This window comes from Pseudomonas sp. Marseille-Q5115, assembly GCF_916618905.1.
GTDB lineage: Bacteria > Pseudomonadota > Gammaproteobacteria > Pseudomonadales > Pseudomonadaceae > Aquipseudomonas > Aquipseudomonas japonica_A.
On the sequence record NZ_CAKAKI010000001.1, the window covers coordinates 2,550,833 to 2,567,148 of the forward strand.

18 protein-coding genes are annotated in these 16,316 nt (G+C 64.0%); 9 read left to right on the plus strand and 9 right to left on the minus strand.

The genetic code is table 11. The features are described from left to right. Positions 1-10: 10 nt before the first annotated feature. From LG385_RS11760 to LG385_RS11770, 3 genes are all read right to left on the minus strand, one after another. A complete protein-coding gene (locus LG385_RS11760) occupies positions 11-1,195 on the minus strand; it encodes an acetyl-CoA C-acyltransferase (protein WP_225774437.1) in 1,185 nt (394 codons plus the stop codon). Between the two features lie 12 nt (positions 1,196-1,207). Further along, the gene (locus LG385_RS11765) at positions 1,208-1,969 is read right to left on the minus strand and encodes an SDR family NAD(P)-dependent oxidoreductase (protein WP_225774438.1); all 762 of its coding nucleotides are present in this window, start codon (positions 1,967-1,969) and stop codon (positions 1,208-1,210) included. A gap of 71 nt (positions 1,970-2,040) precedes the next feature. Continuing rightward, entirely contained in the window at positions 2,041-3,060 is a 1,020-nt protein-coding gene (locus tag LG385_RS11770; RefSeq protein WP_225774439.1) for an AraC family transcriptional regulator, read from the minus strand. 118 nt (positions 3,061-3,178) lie between these two features. Between LG385_RS11770 and LG385_RS11775 the strand changes: the two genes are divergently transcribed. Then, positions 3,179-4,198 (plus strand): alpha/beta fold hydrolase, encoded by a 1,020-nt coding sequence (locus LG385_RS11775; RefSeq protein WP_225774440.1) that lies wholly within the window; start codon positions 3,179-3,181, stop codon positions 4,196-4,198. A gap of 3 nt (positions 4,199-4,201) precedes the next feature. Next, on the plus strand, positions 4,202-5,176 hold the full coding sequence (locus LG385_RS11780; protein ID WP_225774441.1) for a D-2-hydroxyacid dehydrogenase family protein: 975 nt from the start codon (positions 4,202-4,204) through the stop codon (positions 5,174-5,176). Here LG385_RS11780 and LG385_RS11785 read toward each other — a convergent pair. Next, entirely contained in the window at positions 5,173-5,472 is a 300-nt protein-coding gene (locus LG385_RS11785; RefSeq protein WP_225774442.1) for a hypothetical protein, read from the minus strand. The two genes, LG385_RS11780 and LG385_RS11785, sit on opposite strands and share 4 nt — an antisense overlap. Positions 5,473-5,565: 93 nt before the next feature. Between LG385_RS11785 and LG385_RS11790 the strand changes: the two genes are divergently transcribed. Next, complete coding sequence (locus LG385_RS11790; RefSeq protein ID WP_225774443.1) at positions 5,566-6,051, plus strand: LEA type 2 family protein; 486 nt, start codon at positions 5,566-5,568, stop codon at positions 6,049-6,051. A gap of 4 nt (positions 6,052-6,055) precedes the next feature. Here the strand turns inward: LG385_RS11790 and LG385_RS11795 are convergent, their stop codons facing one another. Beyond that, a complete protein-coding gene (locus tag LG385_RS11795) occupies positions 6,056-6,310 on the minus strand; it encodes a hypothetical protein (protein ID WP_225774444.1) in 255 nt (84 codons plus the stop codon). Positions 6,311-6,417: 107 nt separating this feature from the next. On the opposite strand from LG385_RS11795, the gene LG385_RS11800 reads away from it, so the two are divergent. Further along, positions 6,418-6,732 carry a DUF883 family protein gene (locus LG385_RS11800; RefSeq protein ID WP_225774445.1) on the plus strand — a complete coding sequence of 105 codons (315 nt, stop codon included), beginning with the start codon at positions 6,418-6,420 and terminating at the stop codon, positions 6,730-6,732. Here LG385_RS11800 and LG385_RS11805 read toward each other — a convergent pair whose 3' ends face one another. Next, positions 6,733-7,770: an Ldh family oxidoreductase gene (locus LG385_RS11805; protein WP_225774446.1), complete on the minus strand. Its 1,038-nt coding sequence runs from the start codon at positions 7,768-7,770 to the stop codon at positions 6,733-6,735. A 30-nt stretch (positions 7,771-7,800) separates the two neighbouring features. Continuing rightward, positions 7,801-7,989 (minus strand): hypothetical protein, encoded by a 189-nt coding sequence (locus LG385_RS11810; protein ID WP_181122188.1) that lies wholly within the window; start codon positions 7,987-7,989, stop codon positions 7,801-7,803. A gap of 130 nt (positions 7,990-8,119) precedes the next feature. Between LG385_RS11810 and LG385_RS11815 the strand changes: the two genes are divergently transcribed. The 5 genes from LG385_RS11815 to LG385_RS11835 all read left to right on the plus strand — a co-directional run bounded on the left by LG385_RS11815 (position 8,120) and on the right by LG385_RS11835 (position 10,819). Further along, on the plus strand, positions 8,120-8,287 hold the full coding sequence (locus LG385_RS11815; protein ID WP_225774447.1) for a hypothetical protein: 168 nt from the start codon (positions 8,120-8,122) through the stop codon (positions 8,285-8,287). 83 nt (positions 8,288-8,370) lie between these two features. After that, on the plus strand, positions 8,371-8,835 hold the full coding sequence (locus tag LG385_RS11820; RefSeq protein WP_225774448.1) for a hypothetical protein: 465 nt from the start codon (positions 8,371-8,373) through the stop codon (positions 8,833-8,835). A gap of 177 nt (positions 8,836-9,012) precedes the next feature. Next, complete coding sequence (locus tag LG385_RS11825; protein ID WP_225774449.1) at positions 9,013-9,396, plus strand: Mor transcription activator family protein; 384 nt, start codon at positions 9,013-9,015, stop codon at positions 9,394-9,396. Between the two features lie 132 nt (positions 9,397-9,528). Further along, positions 9,529-10,200, plus strand: a complete 672-nt coding sequence (locus LG385_RS11830; protein WP_225774450.1) for a DUF2589 domain-containing protein — start codon at positions 9,529-9,531, stop codon at positions 10,198-10,200. Positions 10,201-10,303: 103 nt separating this feature from the next. Next, entirely contained in the window at positions 10,304-10,819 is a 516-nt protein-coding gene (locus tag LG385_RS11835) for a DUF2589 domain-containing protein (RefSeq protein WP_225774451.1), read from the plus strand. Here the strand turns inward: LG385_RS11835 and LG385_RS11840 are convergent. Together LG385_RS11840 and LG385_RS11845 are read right to left on the minus strand one after the other, a co-directional pair. After that, entirely contained in the window at positions 10,816-14,502 is a 3,687-nt protein-coding gene (locus LG385_RS11840; protein ID WP_225774452.1) for a translocation/assembly module TamB domain-containing protein, read from the minus strand. The genes LG385_RS11835 and LG385_RS11840 overlap by 4 nt on opposite strands. Continuing rightward, a complete protein-coding gene (locus LG385_RS11845; RefSeq protein ID WP_225774453.1) occupies positions 14,499-16,226 on the minus strand; it encodes an autotransporter assembly complex protein TamA in 1,728 nt (575 codons plus the stop codon). The genes LG385_RS11840 and LG385_RS11845 overlap by 4 nt, the downstream gene beginning before the upstream one ends. Between the last annotated feature and the right edge of the window lie 90 nt (positions 16,227-16,316).

A 16,316-nucleotide genomic window follows, 5' to 3' on the forward strand; every position in this document is an offset into this window, starting at 1 on the left:
TGTTGAGGGATCAGGCCAGGCATTCGACAGCGACCGCTGTAGCTTCCCCGCCGCCAATGCAGATGGCGGCGACGCCTCGCTTCAAGCCACGACGGCGCAAGGCGCCGATCAGCGTAACGAGGATACGCGCACCGGAGGCACCGATGGGATGGCCGAGCGCACAAGCGCCTCCATTGACGTTGACCCGGTCGTGGGGCAACTCCAGCCGCTGCATACAGGCAAGGGCGACCACGGCGAAGGCTTCGTTGATTTCAAACAGGTCCACGTCGGCCAGCGACCAGCCGGTACGTTTCATCAAACGCTGAATGGCGCCGACCGGGGCCAGCGGAAACAGCCCGGGCTCGTCAGCGAACGCCGCATGGCCGTGGATGATCGCCAGTGGTTGCAGCCCCCGCACCCGGGCTTCGCTCTGACGCATCAGGACGAGTGCGGCAGCACCGTCGGAGATGGAGCTGGCGTTGGCGGCGGTCACCGTGCCACCTTCGCTGAAGGCTGGCTTGAGCGTCGGAATTTTTTCCGGGCGCGCCTTGGGCGGCTGCTCGTCTTCGCTCACCTCACGCAACTCGCGCCCCGCCGGTGCCATCACTGGCACGATCTCCTCCGCAAAACTGCCGTCGCCCATGGCGCGCCTGGCCCGCTCCAGCGAGGCCAAGGCGTATTCGTCCTGTGCCTGACGGCCGATGCCTTCGCTGGCAGCGCATTCCTCGGCAAATGTGCCCATCAGCCGGCCGGGCGCATAGGCATCTTCCAGGCCGTCCAGGAACATATGGTCAATCACCCTGCCGTGGCCCATGCGATAGCCGCCACGCGCCTTGTCCAGCAAGTAGGGGGCGTTGGACATGCTTTCCATGCCGCCCGCCACTACAACTTTCGCGCTGCCGGCCAGCAACCCATCATGGGCCAGGATCACGGCCTGCATGCCCGAACCGCACATCTTGTTCAGCGTGGTGCACGGCGTGCCCTTGCTCAACCCGGCGCCTAGCGCGGCCTGTCGCGCCGGCGCCTGGCCGAGGCCGGCAGGCAGCACGCAGCCCATCAACACTTCATCCACGCTATCAGCCGGCAGCCTTGCGCGTTCTACCGCCGCGCCAATTGCCGCGCTGCCCAGCCGCGTAGCGCTCAGGCCGCTCAGCACACCTTGAAGCCCGCCCATGGGAGTGCGGGCGATACTCACGATAACCACTGGATCGGTCATGACGTTCTCCTGTTAGCGCGCAGCCATGCGCAGGGCGCCATCCAAGCGGATGACTTCACCGTTGAGCATGTCGTTGGCAATGATGTGCAGTACCAGCGCTGCATATTCCTCGGGCTTTCCCAGCCTGGGCGGGAACGGCACCGCTGCGGCCAGCGAAGCGCGCACATCGTCGGTCATGCCGGCCATCATGGGCGTTTCGAACAGCCCTGGCGCGATGGTCATTACCCGGATGCCTTGCCGCGCCAACTCCCTTGCCGCAGGCAAGGTCAGGCTGGCAATAGCGCCCTTCGAAGCCGCATACGCCGCCTGGCCGATCTGGCCATCGTAGGCCGCGACCGACGCGGTATTGATGATTACGCCCCTGCCCCCGGCGGCGTCCGGGGGATTGTTGGCCATGGCGGCAGCCACCAGCCGCAACAGGTTGAAACTGCCGATCAGGTTCACCTGGATCACCTTGGCGAAGGCATCCAGGGCATGAGGGCCCTCCCGCCCTAGAATGCGCTCACCTAGCACGATACCGGCGCAGTTCACCAAACCATGCAGGGCCCCAAGTGTGTGCACACCCGCGTCCACCGCAGCCTGCGCCTGGCCTCCATCGGTAATATCGGCGACCACAAACGGCATGCCCAGCGCCTTGGCGGTGGCTTCCACGCCTTGGGCGTTGAGGTCTACCAGCAGCACCCCGGCACCTGCCTCCACCAATGCACGCGCGGTGGCGGCGCCCAGCCCGGAAGCGGCCCCGCTTACAACGAAGTTCTTGTTATGGGTATCCATGGTGGTTCCTCATGCTCACTGAGGCCTTGAATGCTCGGCCTTCGCTGCACCCGGAACAATGGCGCGGCCACTCAATTGCGTTGAGCGTTTTCGCCAGTGCCCCCTACAAGGCTGCGATAGTGCCCAGGGTTGGAGCCGAACCATTGACGAAACGCACGGTAGAAAGAGCTTTCGTCGGCGAAGCCCAGGCGCTCGGCGATCTGAGCCATGCTCACGCCCTCTTCCGCCAGCCAGGCGATAGCCCGCTCCTTGCGCAGGCTGGCTTTCACCTGCTGCAGGCTTTGCCCTTCCGCCGCCAACCGTCGGCGCAATGTGGCTACCGACATGCCGTATGCGGAGGCCAGCGCGGCGGCCTCAGGCCAGGCCACAGGCGGCATGGCTCGCAAGCCGTCACGCACACGCCGCGCCAGCCCGCCTGGGTCCCGGTACCGAACCAGCAGGTTGCCCGGCAGTTCGGTGCAGAAGGTTTCAAGGTCCGCTTCAGTACGGCGCACCGGCAGGTCCAGGCAATCGGAAGAGAAGATCAGCCGGCTATGGGCCTGGCCGAAGCGCAGTGTATTACCGAAGAAGCGTCGATAATCGTCGCAGTAGTCTGGCGCGGCGCCACGCAGTTCGGCCGCCAACACTGGCACCCGGCGGCCGGCGAGCCAGCAGGTGAGCCCGTGTACGATCATCCAGAAGGTAAAACAGGTGAAGGGCCGCGCGGGTTCGTCCGGCACGTGAAGGGTGATCATGGCCACACTATGCTGGCGCTCCAGCTTGCCGCTGGGGCCGCCCAGCATCAGGCGCAAAAATTCCAGCGCCAGGCGTATACCTTCACCTACTGTCGGTTGACCTTTGCCGCTACGCCAGATGAAAGCCAGGCTGCCGACAGGTAGCGGCCGCGGCGCCATGCCGAAGAATTCGTCATCCAGCGCCTGCGCCAGCGCACGCCACAGCTGCCCATACGCCGTGGCCGGTACCCGCGCGGTGGGGTCGGCAAGCAACGAGCCGCAGATGCCAGCCTGCACGAGCGCTTGCGCCGCACTGCCAGGCGAAACTGCTCGCAGCGCTTCGCGTACCAGCTCGATGGAGATACTGTCCTTGGTCATGACCGTTTGCCTGGGCTGCCTGCCCCCCATGGTAGAGTGCCGCGCGGGGAAAGTCAGCGCTGAACCCGGCGCGGGTTTTCCGGTCTGGCCCTGTATCCCTCGTTCAAGGAACTCCCCAATGCGCCTGCGCTTTCTCGCCTATGCTCTCGCGGGGCTCTGTGCCACCGCCGTTCACGCCGCCGAGCCGCAGCCGGTCTACGGGCCGCAGCTCGAAGGCTTCGACTACCCCTACACGTTGCAGCATTACCGCTTCGAGTCCCAGGGCAAATCCCTGGAGATGGGATACATGGACGTGGCCGCCGCTGGCAAGGCGAACGGTCATACCGTGGTGCTGCTTCACGGCAAGAACTTCTGCGCCGCTACCTGGGATACCACCATCAAAGCCCTGGCTAATGCCGGCTATCGAGTGATCGCGCCGGACCAGGTCGGCTTTTGCACCTCCAGCAAGCCGGAGCATTACCAGTACAGCTTCCAGCAGTTGGCGAGCAACACCCACGCCCTGCTGGGCGAACTGGGTATCAAGGAGGCCATCGTGATGGGGCACTCCACTGGCGGCATGCTCGCGACGCGCTACGCGCTGCTCTACCCTGATGAAACCGAGCGGCTGATGCTGGTCAACCCCATCGGTCTCGAAGACTGGAAGGCCCTGGGGGTGCCTTATCGCACCGTGGACGAATGGTTCGCCCGCGAAACGAAGCTCAACGCCGACGGCATTCGCGAATACGAACGCAAGACCTACTACGGGGGCCGCTGGGACCCTTCCTATGAACGCTGGGTAACCATGCTTGCCGGTCTCAACCAAGGCCCCGGCCATAACGTGGTGGCGTGGAACTCGGCGCTGATCTACGACATGATCTTCACCCAGCCGGTGTTTTACGAGTTCCCCAACCTCAAGGTCCCGACGTTGCTCCTGATCGGCACTGCCGACACTACGGCGATCGGAAGCGACGTGGCATCGCCCGAGGTAAAGGCACGGCTGGGGCACTACGATGTGCTGGGCAAGCAGGTAAGCCAGATGATACCCGGGGCTGCGCTGGTGGAATTTCCCGGCCTGGGGCATGCCCCCCAGATGGAGCAACCCGAACGCTTTCACAAGGCGGTGCTGGCCTGGCTGGCGCAACCTGCAAAACAGGAGTGACCGATGAGCGAATTGCGAATTGCCGTACTGGATGACTGGCAAGGGGTAGCTCAGGGCGTTGTGGATTGGGCCGCCCTCGCCGCCGTGGGCCAGGTCGAGTTCCTTCACGACTACCCGGCTGATACCGACACCATGGCCGAGCGGCTGGCGCCTTACACGGTGATCTGTGTGATGCGCGAGCGCACGGCCTTCACCGCCCAGCTGCTGGCCCGCCTGCCGGCGCTGAGGCTCATCGTGACCGGCGGCATGCGCAACGCGGCCATTGACCTGGCGGCGGCCACGGCGCAAGGGGTGACGGTATGTGGCGGCGACAGCTACCGCCAGGCCGCGCCCGAACTTACCTGGGCCTTGCTGATGGCGCTCAACCGCAACCTCTTGGCTGAAGCGACTTCCTTGCGCAATGGCGGCTGGCAGGTAGGCCTGGGGGGCGACCTGGCGGGCAAAACCCTTGGCCTGCTGGGCCTGGGCAACATAGGCGGCACCGTAGCCGGCTACGCGCAGGCGTTCGGGATGCAAGTAATCGCCTGGAGCGAGCACCTGACCGACGCACGAGCCGAGGCAGTAGGCGCGCGGCGGGTGAGCAAGCAGGAATTGTTCGAGCAGGCCGATTTCTTGAGCGTGCACCTGGTGCTCAGCGAGCGTACCCGCCACTTGGTAGACGCGCAGGCGCTCAACAGCATGAAGCGCGGCGCCCTGCTGGTGAACACCTCCCGTGGGCCGATCGTGGACGAGCAGGCCCTGCTGTCGGCCCTGGAAAGCGGGCGTCTCGGCGGGGCAGCGCTCGACGTCTTCGATCAGGAGCCGCTTGCCGTCGACCACCCTCTGCGTAGCCTGCCCAACGTATTGGCGACACCGCATATCGGCTACGTGACGGAAAACAACTACCGCGCGTTCTTTACCTCCATGATCGAGAACATCCTGGCCTGGCACGGTGGCCAGCCGATCCGGGTTCTGCAACCGGCCCCTGCGGAGCCCTAACGACCGTCCGCAGGCTCGCGCGGCGCGGGTGCGGGCCGCGGAAAGCGCTGGCCGTTACCAATACCGCCGTTTTCCAGCGTTGGCGGCCGGCCGCCGGGGTAGCCCTCTGGCAGGCCACGCTGCGCCGGATTGGAGGGGACGGTACCTTGGCGGCTATTGGGGTTGATGCGTCTGATGGGGCTGTTCAGCGGATTGGCATTGACCCCAGGCCGCACTTGCGCCGGCGCGGTGGCCGATGCGGCGTCGGCTGCGCCGCTCAGCGCCAGCAGGCCTAGGGTAATCAGGAATACTCGCATTTTGCCTCCTCGGTGTGCCCCGGGCCGTTGCGCCATGGCTACGAACGTCCCCAAAGCGAAGCTGTCGCAATACCAGGCCCAACGGAGTTTGCCATGCTTGCCTTGCTACGCCGCGTTTCCCTCTTTGCACTGTGCCTGAGCCTGGGTGCGTGTGCACTCTTTAGCCCACACGACCCGCTGATCGTTCAAGTTGCCGGCCTGGAGCCCGCAGCCGGCGCGGGGCTTGAATGGCGCGCGCAGGTGCGGCTGAGGCTGCAGAACCCCAACCGTGACCCGGTGGAGTATTCAGGGATTGCACTGACGCTGGAAGTGAACGGCCAGCCCCTGGCCAGTGGCGTGAGCCCAGCGCAAGGCACCCTTGGCGGGTACAGCGAGGCGGTGGTGACGGTCCCGGTCAGTGTGTCGGCGTTTTCGGTGCTGCGCCAGGCACTGGGCCTGGCTGACCTGAACCCCACCGAGGGCGTACCCTATCGGCTGGACGGCAAGCTCGACACGCCCGGGCTGAGCCGAGCGGTGCGGTTCAGTGAAAGCGGCCGGCTGAACCCGATGACGCTGGGCCCGCCGGTTAACCGAAGGTAAAGCTTCAGCGGGCCGCCGCCATCAGTTTGTTCACTTCGGCGCGCACCAGGTTGGCGTAATCCTGAGGCGACATTTGCTCCAGCTCCGCCCGCACCCATTCGGCCCACTTTCCCTTGCGCCGGGGCTTTTCGGCGATAAGCCGGGCGGCGTCAGCCTTGGCGCGCCCAAGATTGGCCTTCCAGTTCTCGAAATGCCGGGCTTTTTCGGTTTCGATCGCCAAGCGCTCGTCGAACGACTTGTTGGCAAGATTCAGACTCATGCACCCTACCTCCAGTGATTGCTCGAAGTGCCGTAATTTACACCGCCCTGCAACTTTTCGGGGCTCGCGGCAATCCCATGGACCACAGCCGCAAAGAGGAACCCGCCATGGCCCGTAAACCTTCCAACCCATTGATGGATGAGCAAATCATGGACCAGGCCTTCAGTGAACTGGCGGCGCTGGTCGAAGAATCCGAGAGCCTGCTGGGCGCTCGCTCCGTATATGGCCGCCGGCGCGTGGCCAAGCGCCAACTGGAGCAGGCGATACAGCGCGCAACGGTCCTGGCCCGCCAACTGGGCGAGCGGGCCGCGCCCGCGATAGAAGGTACCGAGCAGTTCGTCAAACAACACCCTTACAAAGCGTTGGGTATCGCCGCAACGGTCGGCTTGCTGGCCGCCCTGCTCGTCACCCGACGCGACTGATCACGCCCTCACCGCCCAGCCTCGCAGCGCCGCCAGGCGCTCCGGGGCCAGGGGTATGCCCTGCTCCAGAGAACGCTTGCGGTTCTGGTAGCGCCGCTCCCCGGCCAGCCTGCTGACGCCCGCGTCGCTCATGCGCTCTACGAGCACCCGAGCACGTTCGGCAAATTGGCCACCCTCCGACTTGGCGGGGTCGATCACGATGAGCAATTGGCCGGTCCAGGGCGTCTGGGCGCCAGGGTGGCGGGACCAGTCGAACTCGAACGAGAAGTTGCCGCCGGTGAGGCCTGCGGCCAGCAGTTCGACCATCATTGATAACGCCGAGCCCTTATGGCCGCCAAAGGGCAGCAAGGCACCGCCGTCGAGCACCGCCCGTGGATCAGTGGTTGCCGCGCCCTGTGCATCCACGCCAGCGCCTTCAGGGAGCATATGGCCCTCGCGGGCCGCGATCTGCACATCGCCATGGGCGAGCGCGCTGGTGGCCATGTCAAATACCAGGGGGCCCCGGCCTGCGCAAGGCGCCGCGAACGCGATGGGGTTGGTCCCGAACACCGGCCGCTTGCCCCCATGGGGCACTACGCAGGTCATGCTGTTGACCACGCTCAGCGCGATCAGCCCCTCTTCGGCAAAAGGTTCTACATCCGGCCACAACGCCGCAAAGTGGTGAGAGTTGCGTATTGCCAATACGGCGATGCCGGCATGCCGTGCCTTGGCGATCAAAAGCGGCCGCGCTGCCGCCAAAGCGGGTTGGGCAAAGCCATTGCCCGCATCCACCGCCACATACCCGGCCGCCACGTCTTCAACCTGTGGCTCGGCGGCCGGGTTAACCCAACCGCTCGCGATAGTGGAGAGGTATCCGGCCACTCGAAACACGCCGTGACTCTCGGCCCCGTCCCGCTGCGCCGCCGCACAATTGGCAGCCAGCACCGCGGCCACCGATGGCGATGCGCCGTGGGCCCGGAAAACCTGCTGCAGCAACGCTACCAGCTCGGGGTAGGTAATAATTTCCCGGGATACCGTATCAGCGGAGTTTGAAGACATTTGCACGCCTCGCTCAAGGAACTGAAAGGCTCAGCGACGAACTTTGCGCCGCATCACACCATTGATGATTACCGCGACCACGGCGACCCCGATGGCCAGGTATTGGAAGGTTTTTTCATCGAGACGCCCCTGCGCCTGCAACCAGGACAAGCCCAGCATGATGGCGACTATGAGGACGGAAAGCAGCAAGGAGTATTTCAAACGTTGCAGTTGTGTCATATGAGGCTCGTTCGTGTATCGGTTTGCTTACCAAGTGGAGACGATCGCGCGGCAATATTTGCCTGGTGTCGCCGTCATATTACCGCGCCCGCTGAAGCGGTGCGGTGCTTTAAACCATGAGGAGTACCCGATGTTGCGTCGAATCACCTGGCTGATTCCTGTTCTGTTGACTGCCAGCCTGAGCGGTTGCTGGTTGTTCATGCCACCCGGCGGCCATGGCGGTGGCGGCGGTGGCGGCGGTGGTGGCCACGGCGGCCCTGGTAGAGGCGGCGGCCCGGGCTACATGCAGCCACGCTGAACACCCACCCAAGCTGTTCCTGCTTAAAAAATTTTCATGGGGCGCGCAGGCTTGCCTGCCCACCTCATGGAAGGACCAGTCTGATGCGCAAGCCACTTGTTGCGTTGGCGCTTACCGCCACTCTCGCCGGCCCCGCCGGCGCCATTACCCTTGGTACCCTCACCGACGCAGACTTACGCCGCTACAGCGCTGCGCTCGCCGACCATGCCGGTAGTAGCCAATGGCAGCTGCTGTGGCAAAACAGCCGCGCTGCCGGGCATTTCAAGCCCACCGGAGCGCAGCCGCGGTTCACCCTCCCGATGCGCGACATACCGGCCCTCGTACAACAAACCCTCGCTGAACCGGACCGCATCGACCGCCTCGGAACCACTCGCACGCGTCTACGCCGAAACATCAGCCCACGCATCGCTGGGGAAATGAACGGCACACCGCTGAACGCCATCTGCCTGACTGTCGACTGGCGCGGTGCCAGCGAACCTGCCAGCGGGAAACCAACGGACCCCGCGACCTTGAGATTCGTAAGCCTGATAGTCACCGAGCCGTGCTGAAATTCCGACCCAATCAAGCGCGAACCATCCTACTTCGGGGAGAGCTTTTTCCCCACAGCCGGGCAGCTTTTTCGCCTGACCATAAGCTACTCGCTGACCCTGCAGGCGGGCTGCCTAACTCACCACAATGGCGCTCGCCACAGGGCAAAAACGGATTTCCACTGAAAGGATTTCATTATGGACGCTGTTGATCTGACCCACGTTGATACCACCCGCCTTCCGCTCTCCTTACGCGTGCTGATCGAGTGCGTGGGCGTTGAGCAAGCCTACCGACTGACCCGGCTCTACGGAGGCCGACCACGCTACATCCCGAAGAATCCGGAGCGCTCGGCGCTGGCTCAGCTATTGCCGGCCGCTGCGCTAAAGGCACTGACGGCTCGCTTCGCCGGTACATCGCTAGAGATTCCCAAACCTGATCATTTTGAACGGCAACTGCGCGATCGCCAGATCCTGGAAGAGACTACCCGAGGGCTCTCTCGGGCCGAACTGGCTAACCGTTATGGGCTGAGCCTGCGGCAGATCGGCAATATCCGTCGCACCCAGGCAACGGCGCAGGCGTAGTTGATCAATCCAGGGCTTTCCTATTCACGATTTCCAGGTTCGTGGTTTCCCGGTTCGCTGTGCCGCCGGATGAACGCACAGTACGCCGCGCGGTAATCGCCGCGCTTATACCCAAGGAATGGAGTTCTTCACATGGCTACGATAGACAACGAATTGATTGGCTCGGTGATCAACGCACTGCCGCTGGACCGGATGATTGCCGGTCCGATCCAGGCGATGATCCAGGCACAGACCTCGGCGAGCAAATCCTACGCGGACTTCCTCCTGGGCGTGTGCATCCAGGATGGCAAAGCCGTTGGGGTGAAATTCGACTATGACGAAACGATCACCGACGAAAACGGTACCTACAAGGGTACGGTCGCTAAATCCGTACAGATCCCTCTGCTGGCAGCGGTCACTCACCCCAACATTGCAATCACCGAAGGCACGGTCGAGTTTGAACTGACCATCACCCAGGCAGCGGAGGACACCAGCCAGAGCAGCACAAGTGGCGAGATGGCCGCATCGCTGGGCTGGGGGCCGTTCAAGCTGCAGGTCAAGGGCCAGATGAGCCATAACAAGACCCAAACCCGCAAAACCGATACCCGTGCCCGTTATGCGTTCAACACCAAGGTCGCCCGCCTCGACCCGCCTGAAGCCCTTATGCGCGTTATCGACGTGTTGACCGAGGCGGCGGCGAAGCCGGTTCGCCTCGCCTCCGACACCCTGGTCGCCGACCCGAAAGGGCTGGAGGCAAATGTGCTTGCAGCGCCTACAAGTCCCAATGCCGGCAAAGGCCCTGGCGGCACGGGCGCCCAGCCCTGAGAACACCGCGTTCACATAGCCGTTCAGATGCAGCGCTGGTACCGCCAGCGCTGCACACTACCCAGGAGACTGCCCAGTGGGATTGTTTTCCCGAAAGGAACCCATGGTCCCAAGCGACCTGCGGGACATCACCCGCGGCCTTCACGAAGCCGCCAGCAGCGCAAATTCCCTGATCGCCCAACAATACATCAAACTCTTCGACCAGTTTTTCGATTACAACGTGGACGATCTCGGCACCCCCATGAAAGCCAAGATGGTGGAAGTGGCTCTCGATGATCAGCACCGCATGCAAGTCCCCCTCATCACCCTGGTCGCGCCTCAAGGGCTTGCGCTAGACACCATGAAGGTCGACCTCTCGGTCAAGATCGCCGCCACCGAGGTGGAAGGCGTCACCCATGCCCTGGAAAACGGCGAACTCAATTCCGAGCGGTTCTACGTAACCCTGGGGGGCGTGCGCAAGGACCCTGCCCAGCGCAGCCCGGACGAGGTGCAGATCAGCCTCACCTTCAAGGCGTGCCAACCCCCCGAAGCCGTGCAACGGCTGATCGAGGAGTACACCCAGTTGATTTTGCCTCAGCGAGCACGGCGAGACGTCGAACCTGACCTTTCCCCCGCCTAGAAATCCTTCTTGTAAAAAAGATCGAGGGAGCTGGCCACACCACTGGCAACTTCCAGGTACAGCTGTCGCGTCAAGGCGTAGCGCAACGCAACCGTACTGGCCGGCTCGAATACCCCTACGCCGTAGCGCAAGGTCAACCGGTCGGTCAGGTTCCCGCTGGCGACCACGCTGGTGGTGTCACCACTGCCTTCGGTGTCCAGCTGGAAGTCCTGGATGCCCAGGCTATTGGCGAGTTGGCCCGCCGTGGATGCACTCCCCATCAAGCCCAGGCCCAGCGCTGCCTGCGCGAGTACGTTGTTGTCTTCACCATTGGTGCTCAACGGCCGGCCCAGAATCAGCCAGGAAAGGGCCTGCTCCTGGCTCATTGCAGGTTCGGCAAACACTTCGGTCGTGGGCTGCTGCACGCTTCCGCTCAGGCGGATGCCGGCGGTAACGTCATCGGTCTGACGGATCGCTTCCACGTCCAGGTAGGGCTGGTCCACAGGCCCGGTGAAGAACAGCCGGGCGCGCCGCAGTGTGAGCCGCTGACCATAAGCACGATAGCGGCCATTGCGCAGTTCAAGGGAGCCGCGGGTGTCCAGGTTATCACCGATGTGCAGGCGTCCCACAATGTCAGACTGCAATCCAAAACCATTGAAGGTGAGCTTTTCCTGGCCAACGTCTACGTCCACATCCATGGCGATCCCATCCTGGGCCCGCGCGGGCGCGTCCCGCCCCACCACCATGGCGTCGTCCGACACTTTCACCGTGGACGGCGGCAACTGGCGAACCGTGATCGCGCCTTTAGGCACACTCACCTTGCCACTCAGCGCCAGCTTCTGGTCTATCAAAGCCAGCCGAAGGTCTGCCCCTGCTTCTACCTCGGCGTAAGGCAGTACCGTAATGGGCAAACGGCTTGCCCGCACGGCGATGGCCAATTTCAAGGCGCCACTCCAATCCAGTTCGCCGTCGAGGCTGCCCTGCCCTTGCGCGCCACTGCGCCACTGGCCATCAACCTGCATGTGATTGCCGTTCATCCGCGCCTGCAACGTCAGCGCCTCCACGCTCAACGGTAAACCTGGCCCGGAAACCGCGCCATCGCTGAGGCTGAACGCGCCGTCCACGCGCGGTTGCAGCAAGGTACCGCCGAGCGTGCCGTTACCCTGCAAGCGCCCCGCTACCTTGTCTGCCGATTCCACCAGCGGCCCCAAGGCAGAAAGGTCCAGGCCATCGAAACGGAACCGGCCAGCCAGGGCTTTCGCGGGACTGAACGGATCGAGGCGGGCTTGTAGATTCAGTTGGCCAAGCTTGCGCCCATCGAACACTAGCTCGGTATTCACATCACCCGGCGCGACGATACTGGCCAAGCGCAAGGTGCCGTAGGGGAAACTCAACCATTGCTCACCCTGCCGCACGCGCAAGGTGCCACCACTCGCATCGAAGCCAACCTTGCCTTTCGGGCCAACGCCACCCAGGTCCAGTTGGACATCCGCGCTGGCGGTTGCCTGCCACTCCAACGTTTCCGGGAGCCAGGGTTTGAGGCTCGCCATCGGGAAGTCCCGCAGGCGCACCCGGATACGAGGATCGGGCGCCAGCCGCTGGTTGTCGGCACACAGGCTGGCCTGCCCCGAACGCCAGCAGTGGGCACCCAGGTCAACCGTACCATCCGCCAGGCGCTGCAACGGCGCTGGCGCTTGCAATGCCCAGGCTTGCCCATGGCTTTTCACGGTGCCCTTGGCCAGTCGGCCTTTCCAGGCGCCTTCATGCCAGCGGCCGTCGGCGGCAATAGCCAAAACCACAGCGGGGCCCTCCAGGCGCGCGGTCAGGGCGTGCTGCTCGGCATCGCCATTAGCGGTAACCGCCAGGGTTCCCAGCTCGGTATCGCCAGCGGCCAGCCCAGTGCTCTCGAGCGACAACGTACCGCGCTGCCGGGCATCGAGCCGCCCGCGCAACGTCAGGGTGGCCATGCGGTTGCTTTCCCAGGCCACCCGGCGCCCGTCCAGGTCCAGCTGGCCCTGGGGGTTGGCAGGCGTGCCGGCCAGGTTCAGGCTACCTTTGACCGCACCCGCCAGGCCCGGCCACAGTTGGTCCAGGCGCGGGGCGTCGAGCGTGAGCTTGCCGTCGAGGCGCCCATTGCTGCTCCCGGCCCCTTGGAGGTGGTTGCCGCCGAGGCCGAAATCAAGATCCGCCAATTGCCAGGCGGCGCCGCTGCCCTCCACCCGGCCTACCAGGCTGGCGGGCTGGCCACGCAGTTGCCCGGTGATCCCAAGCTTGGCCGCGAGCTCAAGCGCGCCGGCCTGAAAACGCCCCTTGCTGGTGATCGCGCCGCCCAGCTTGCCCGGCAGCGCAGCGACCCAATAGGCCGGGTCCAGATTGGAGAGGTTCAGGTCCGCCGCCCAGCTCACCCCCTCGACGAAACCCAGTGCCAACTGCCCGTCCAATTGCCCTTTGCCTGCAGCCACGTGCAGTTGTGGCAACACCAGTTGCTGGCCGTCCCCACTGAACGGCGTAGTGACGCTGAATGGCCCGGCCGGCCCTTGAAAATCCCCCGCCAGGTTACCCATGAAATGGCCATTCCCATAACGCACCATGCCCTTCAAGGCGGTGGCGGCCACGGGTGGTGGGGCATCCTGTGGATACAGCCGGGTCCAAGGAAAATCCTGCCAGTCCAGGCTGGCTTCACCTGCAAGATCGCCGCCCCAGGCGAGGTTGCCGATCACACTTACCCGGTGAGTGTCATCTGCGCGCAGGCTGAGGTCGTCTACCCATGCGCCCTGTGCGTTTACCCTGCCGCGCAGGCGCAGGTCAATCGGGCCTTGTTCCGCTGGGAATCGGCCGTCGCCCTCAATGGCATAGCCCTGCTCCAGATCGCCGTCCGCGCGTAGCTGCAAGCCTTCGATGGCCAGCGTACGAGGCAAGGACTGCTGGGCCACGAAATGCTCGGCCGTGATCCTAAGGGTGGCGGGCACATTGTCCGCCAACGCGTGCAGCGTGCCCTCAAGGTTAGCGTCCAGATAGCCTGAACTGCGCCCGGCCAAGGCGAGGCGGTTCGCCACTTCGCCTTCAAGGGTGGCTGCGATTTCCCATGGGCGATCATCCACGGCGGGCAATGCGAGGTGTACCCGGGCGTCGATTGGCCACTGCCCGGCGGGAAGTACTGTCCCGTCCACGGCGAGGCGAAGGTCACCTTTCGTGAGTTGAAGGCTACCGATCCGCAGCCCGTCTTTATTCCAGGCTGCAGCCAGGTGCACACCGGTGATTACCATTGAATCTGCGTAGGCCACTTCGCCGATGTCGAGCTGGCCGAGCTGGAGGGCGAGCGGCAGGTTCAGATCCGGCAACTGAAGTGGGCCGGTATCCCTGGCGGGTGGCGTTGCGGCCGGAGGTGTAATGCTCACCCGCTCGGCCTGTACCCGACCCAGGCAGAGGGTGAGTTTGAACAGGCAACCTGGCGACCAGCTCAGCCGTGGCGCTTGCACCGTAACGCGCATACCGTCGGCGCCGACCCATGTCAGCTCACGCGCTTGCCAGTGGTTCGCCAGGCGGCCTTCAAAGCCTTCAACGCTCACGCCCGGCACATGGGCCAGGAGCCAGCGGCTGCCGCGTTCTGTGCCAAGCAGGGCCCACATCACCACCGCGACCATTGCAAGTAGTGCCAGCAAGGCCCCACCGGTAATGACTAGCCAACGCCAGCGCCGGGTCATAGTTCAGGCCCCATGGAAAAGTGCAATCGAAACCCTCCCCCTTCATCCAGCCCACGGGCGATATCTACCCGGATGGGGCCCACGGGCGACACCCAGCGCAGCCCCACGCCTACACCGGTTTTCAAGCTGGGCAGGTCCAGGCTGTTGAACGCGTTACCCTGATCGATAAATGTCGCGACTCGCCATTTGGGTGCCACGCTGTACTGGTATTCCGCAGTGCCGGCGACCATATAGCGGCCGCCAATCTTGTCCCCGTCGCTGTTTTCCGGCGACAGGCTTTGATAGTCGTAGCCACGCACGGTCTGGTCGCCACCGGCGAAAAACCGTAGTGACGGCGGAATCGCCTTGTAACCGTTAGTGGCGCTGCCCCCAAGCTGGATACGGCCCAGGAAGCGGTGCTTGTCGAAGACAGTGGTCAGCCCGCGTAGCTGTACGTTGCCGTGCAGCAGGTTGGCATCGGACAGCAGCCCCTCCTTGGCAACCTGTGCATCGAATACAACCCGGTAGCCGTTGCTTGGGTCTACCTTGCTGTCGCTGTGCAGGTAGCTGTAGCTGATACCGGGCATTACCAGGTTACTCAGCCCTGCATCGTCGCCCAGGCGGTATTCTTCGCGCTGCCATTTCAGAGAGATCACACGCTGCCAGCCACTGGGCAATTTGCTATGCCATTCAGGGCCCACCGTGAGCAGCTTGCTCAAGCTGTCAGTGTCGGCGATCTCTTCATACTGGTAACCGGCGGCGTAGCGCAGCTTGTCGTTAAGGGGGGACGCCAGCGGAACGTCGTACCACAAGCCTATGTTCTGTCGGGGGGCGGAAAGCTCTGCCTCCGCGCCATAGGAATGGCCCTGAGGATTGACCCAATGGCGGGTCCAGTTGGCTTTCAAGCGTGGCCCCACATCGGTGGAATAGCCCCCGCCAAGGCCCAGGGTACGAGGTGCGCGCGCTTCGAGCGTTACCTTCACAGGAATGGTCTGGCCATCGGCGCCCTGGGGTGACGCATCAACGATTACACCCTGGAAGTAGCCGCTGGTTTGCAAGTCCCTGTTCAACTGGGCTACCAGATCTGCGTTATACGGGTCGCCGGGCTGGAATGGCACCATGCGTTGCAGCAGGCGCGAGTCGATGATCGAGTCGCCCTGGTAGCTTACGTCGCCAAAGCGGTAACGCGGGCCGCTCTGGTAATGAAGCTGGATATCCGCCACACCGGCAACCGGGTCGATGCGCAGTTGCTGTTGTTCGAAGTGCCCCTTGAAAAAGCCGAAGCGAGAGGCCTGATTGAGGATCAGCCGCTTGGCGTCATCGTAATGGCCATGGTTCAGCGGTGCGCCTGGGGCCAGCGCAGTGCTGCGCGGCACCGCGAATTCTCGCATTGCCGCGGCGGGCCCTTCGATGCGCACATCCACGTTGCGCAAGCGTACCGGTTGCCCCGGTTGAACCCGCACATGCAAGGTGGGTTGATCGCCGCCGGTCACCTCGGCGTCTACCTGTGCATGGTAGAAACCCAGCGCCTCGGCCGCCTCGCGCGCCTGCGCTTGTGCCGTTCGGCTGAGCTGGCGCAGGCCTTGCTCGTCGTGATCGGCCACGCTGCCAATGTAGGCTTCTATGTTGGCCCGAAGCGCCGTGTCAGGCGGGCTCAGCTCTACCTGAAGGCGGCCCTGGGCTTCGGCATTCGTTGCGAGGCAGGCCATTAACAGCGCGCCACATGTTCGTCCTGGATACATCATGGGCTGGGATCCTACCACGGTTGCGCCTTGCTGCCCGCCGCGAATGCCTTGGACTGGCCCGCGCGCGGCTGCTCCGTTAGCATTTGCGTT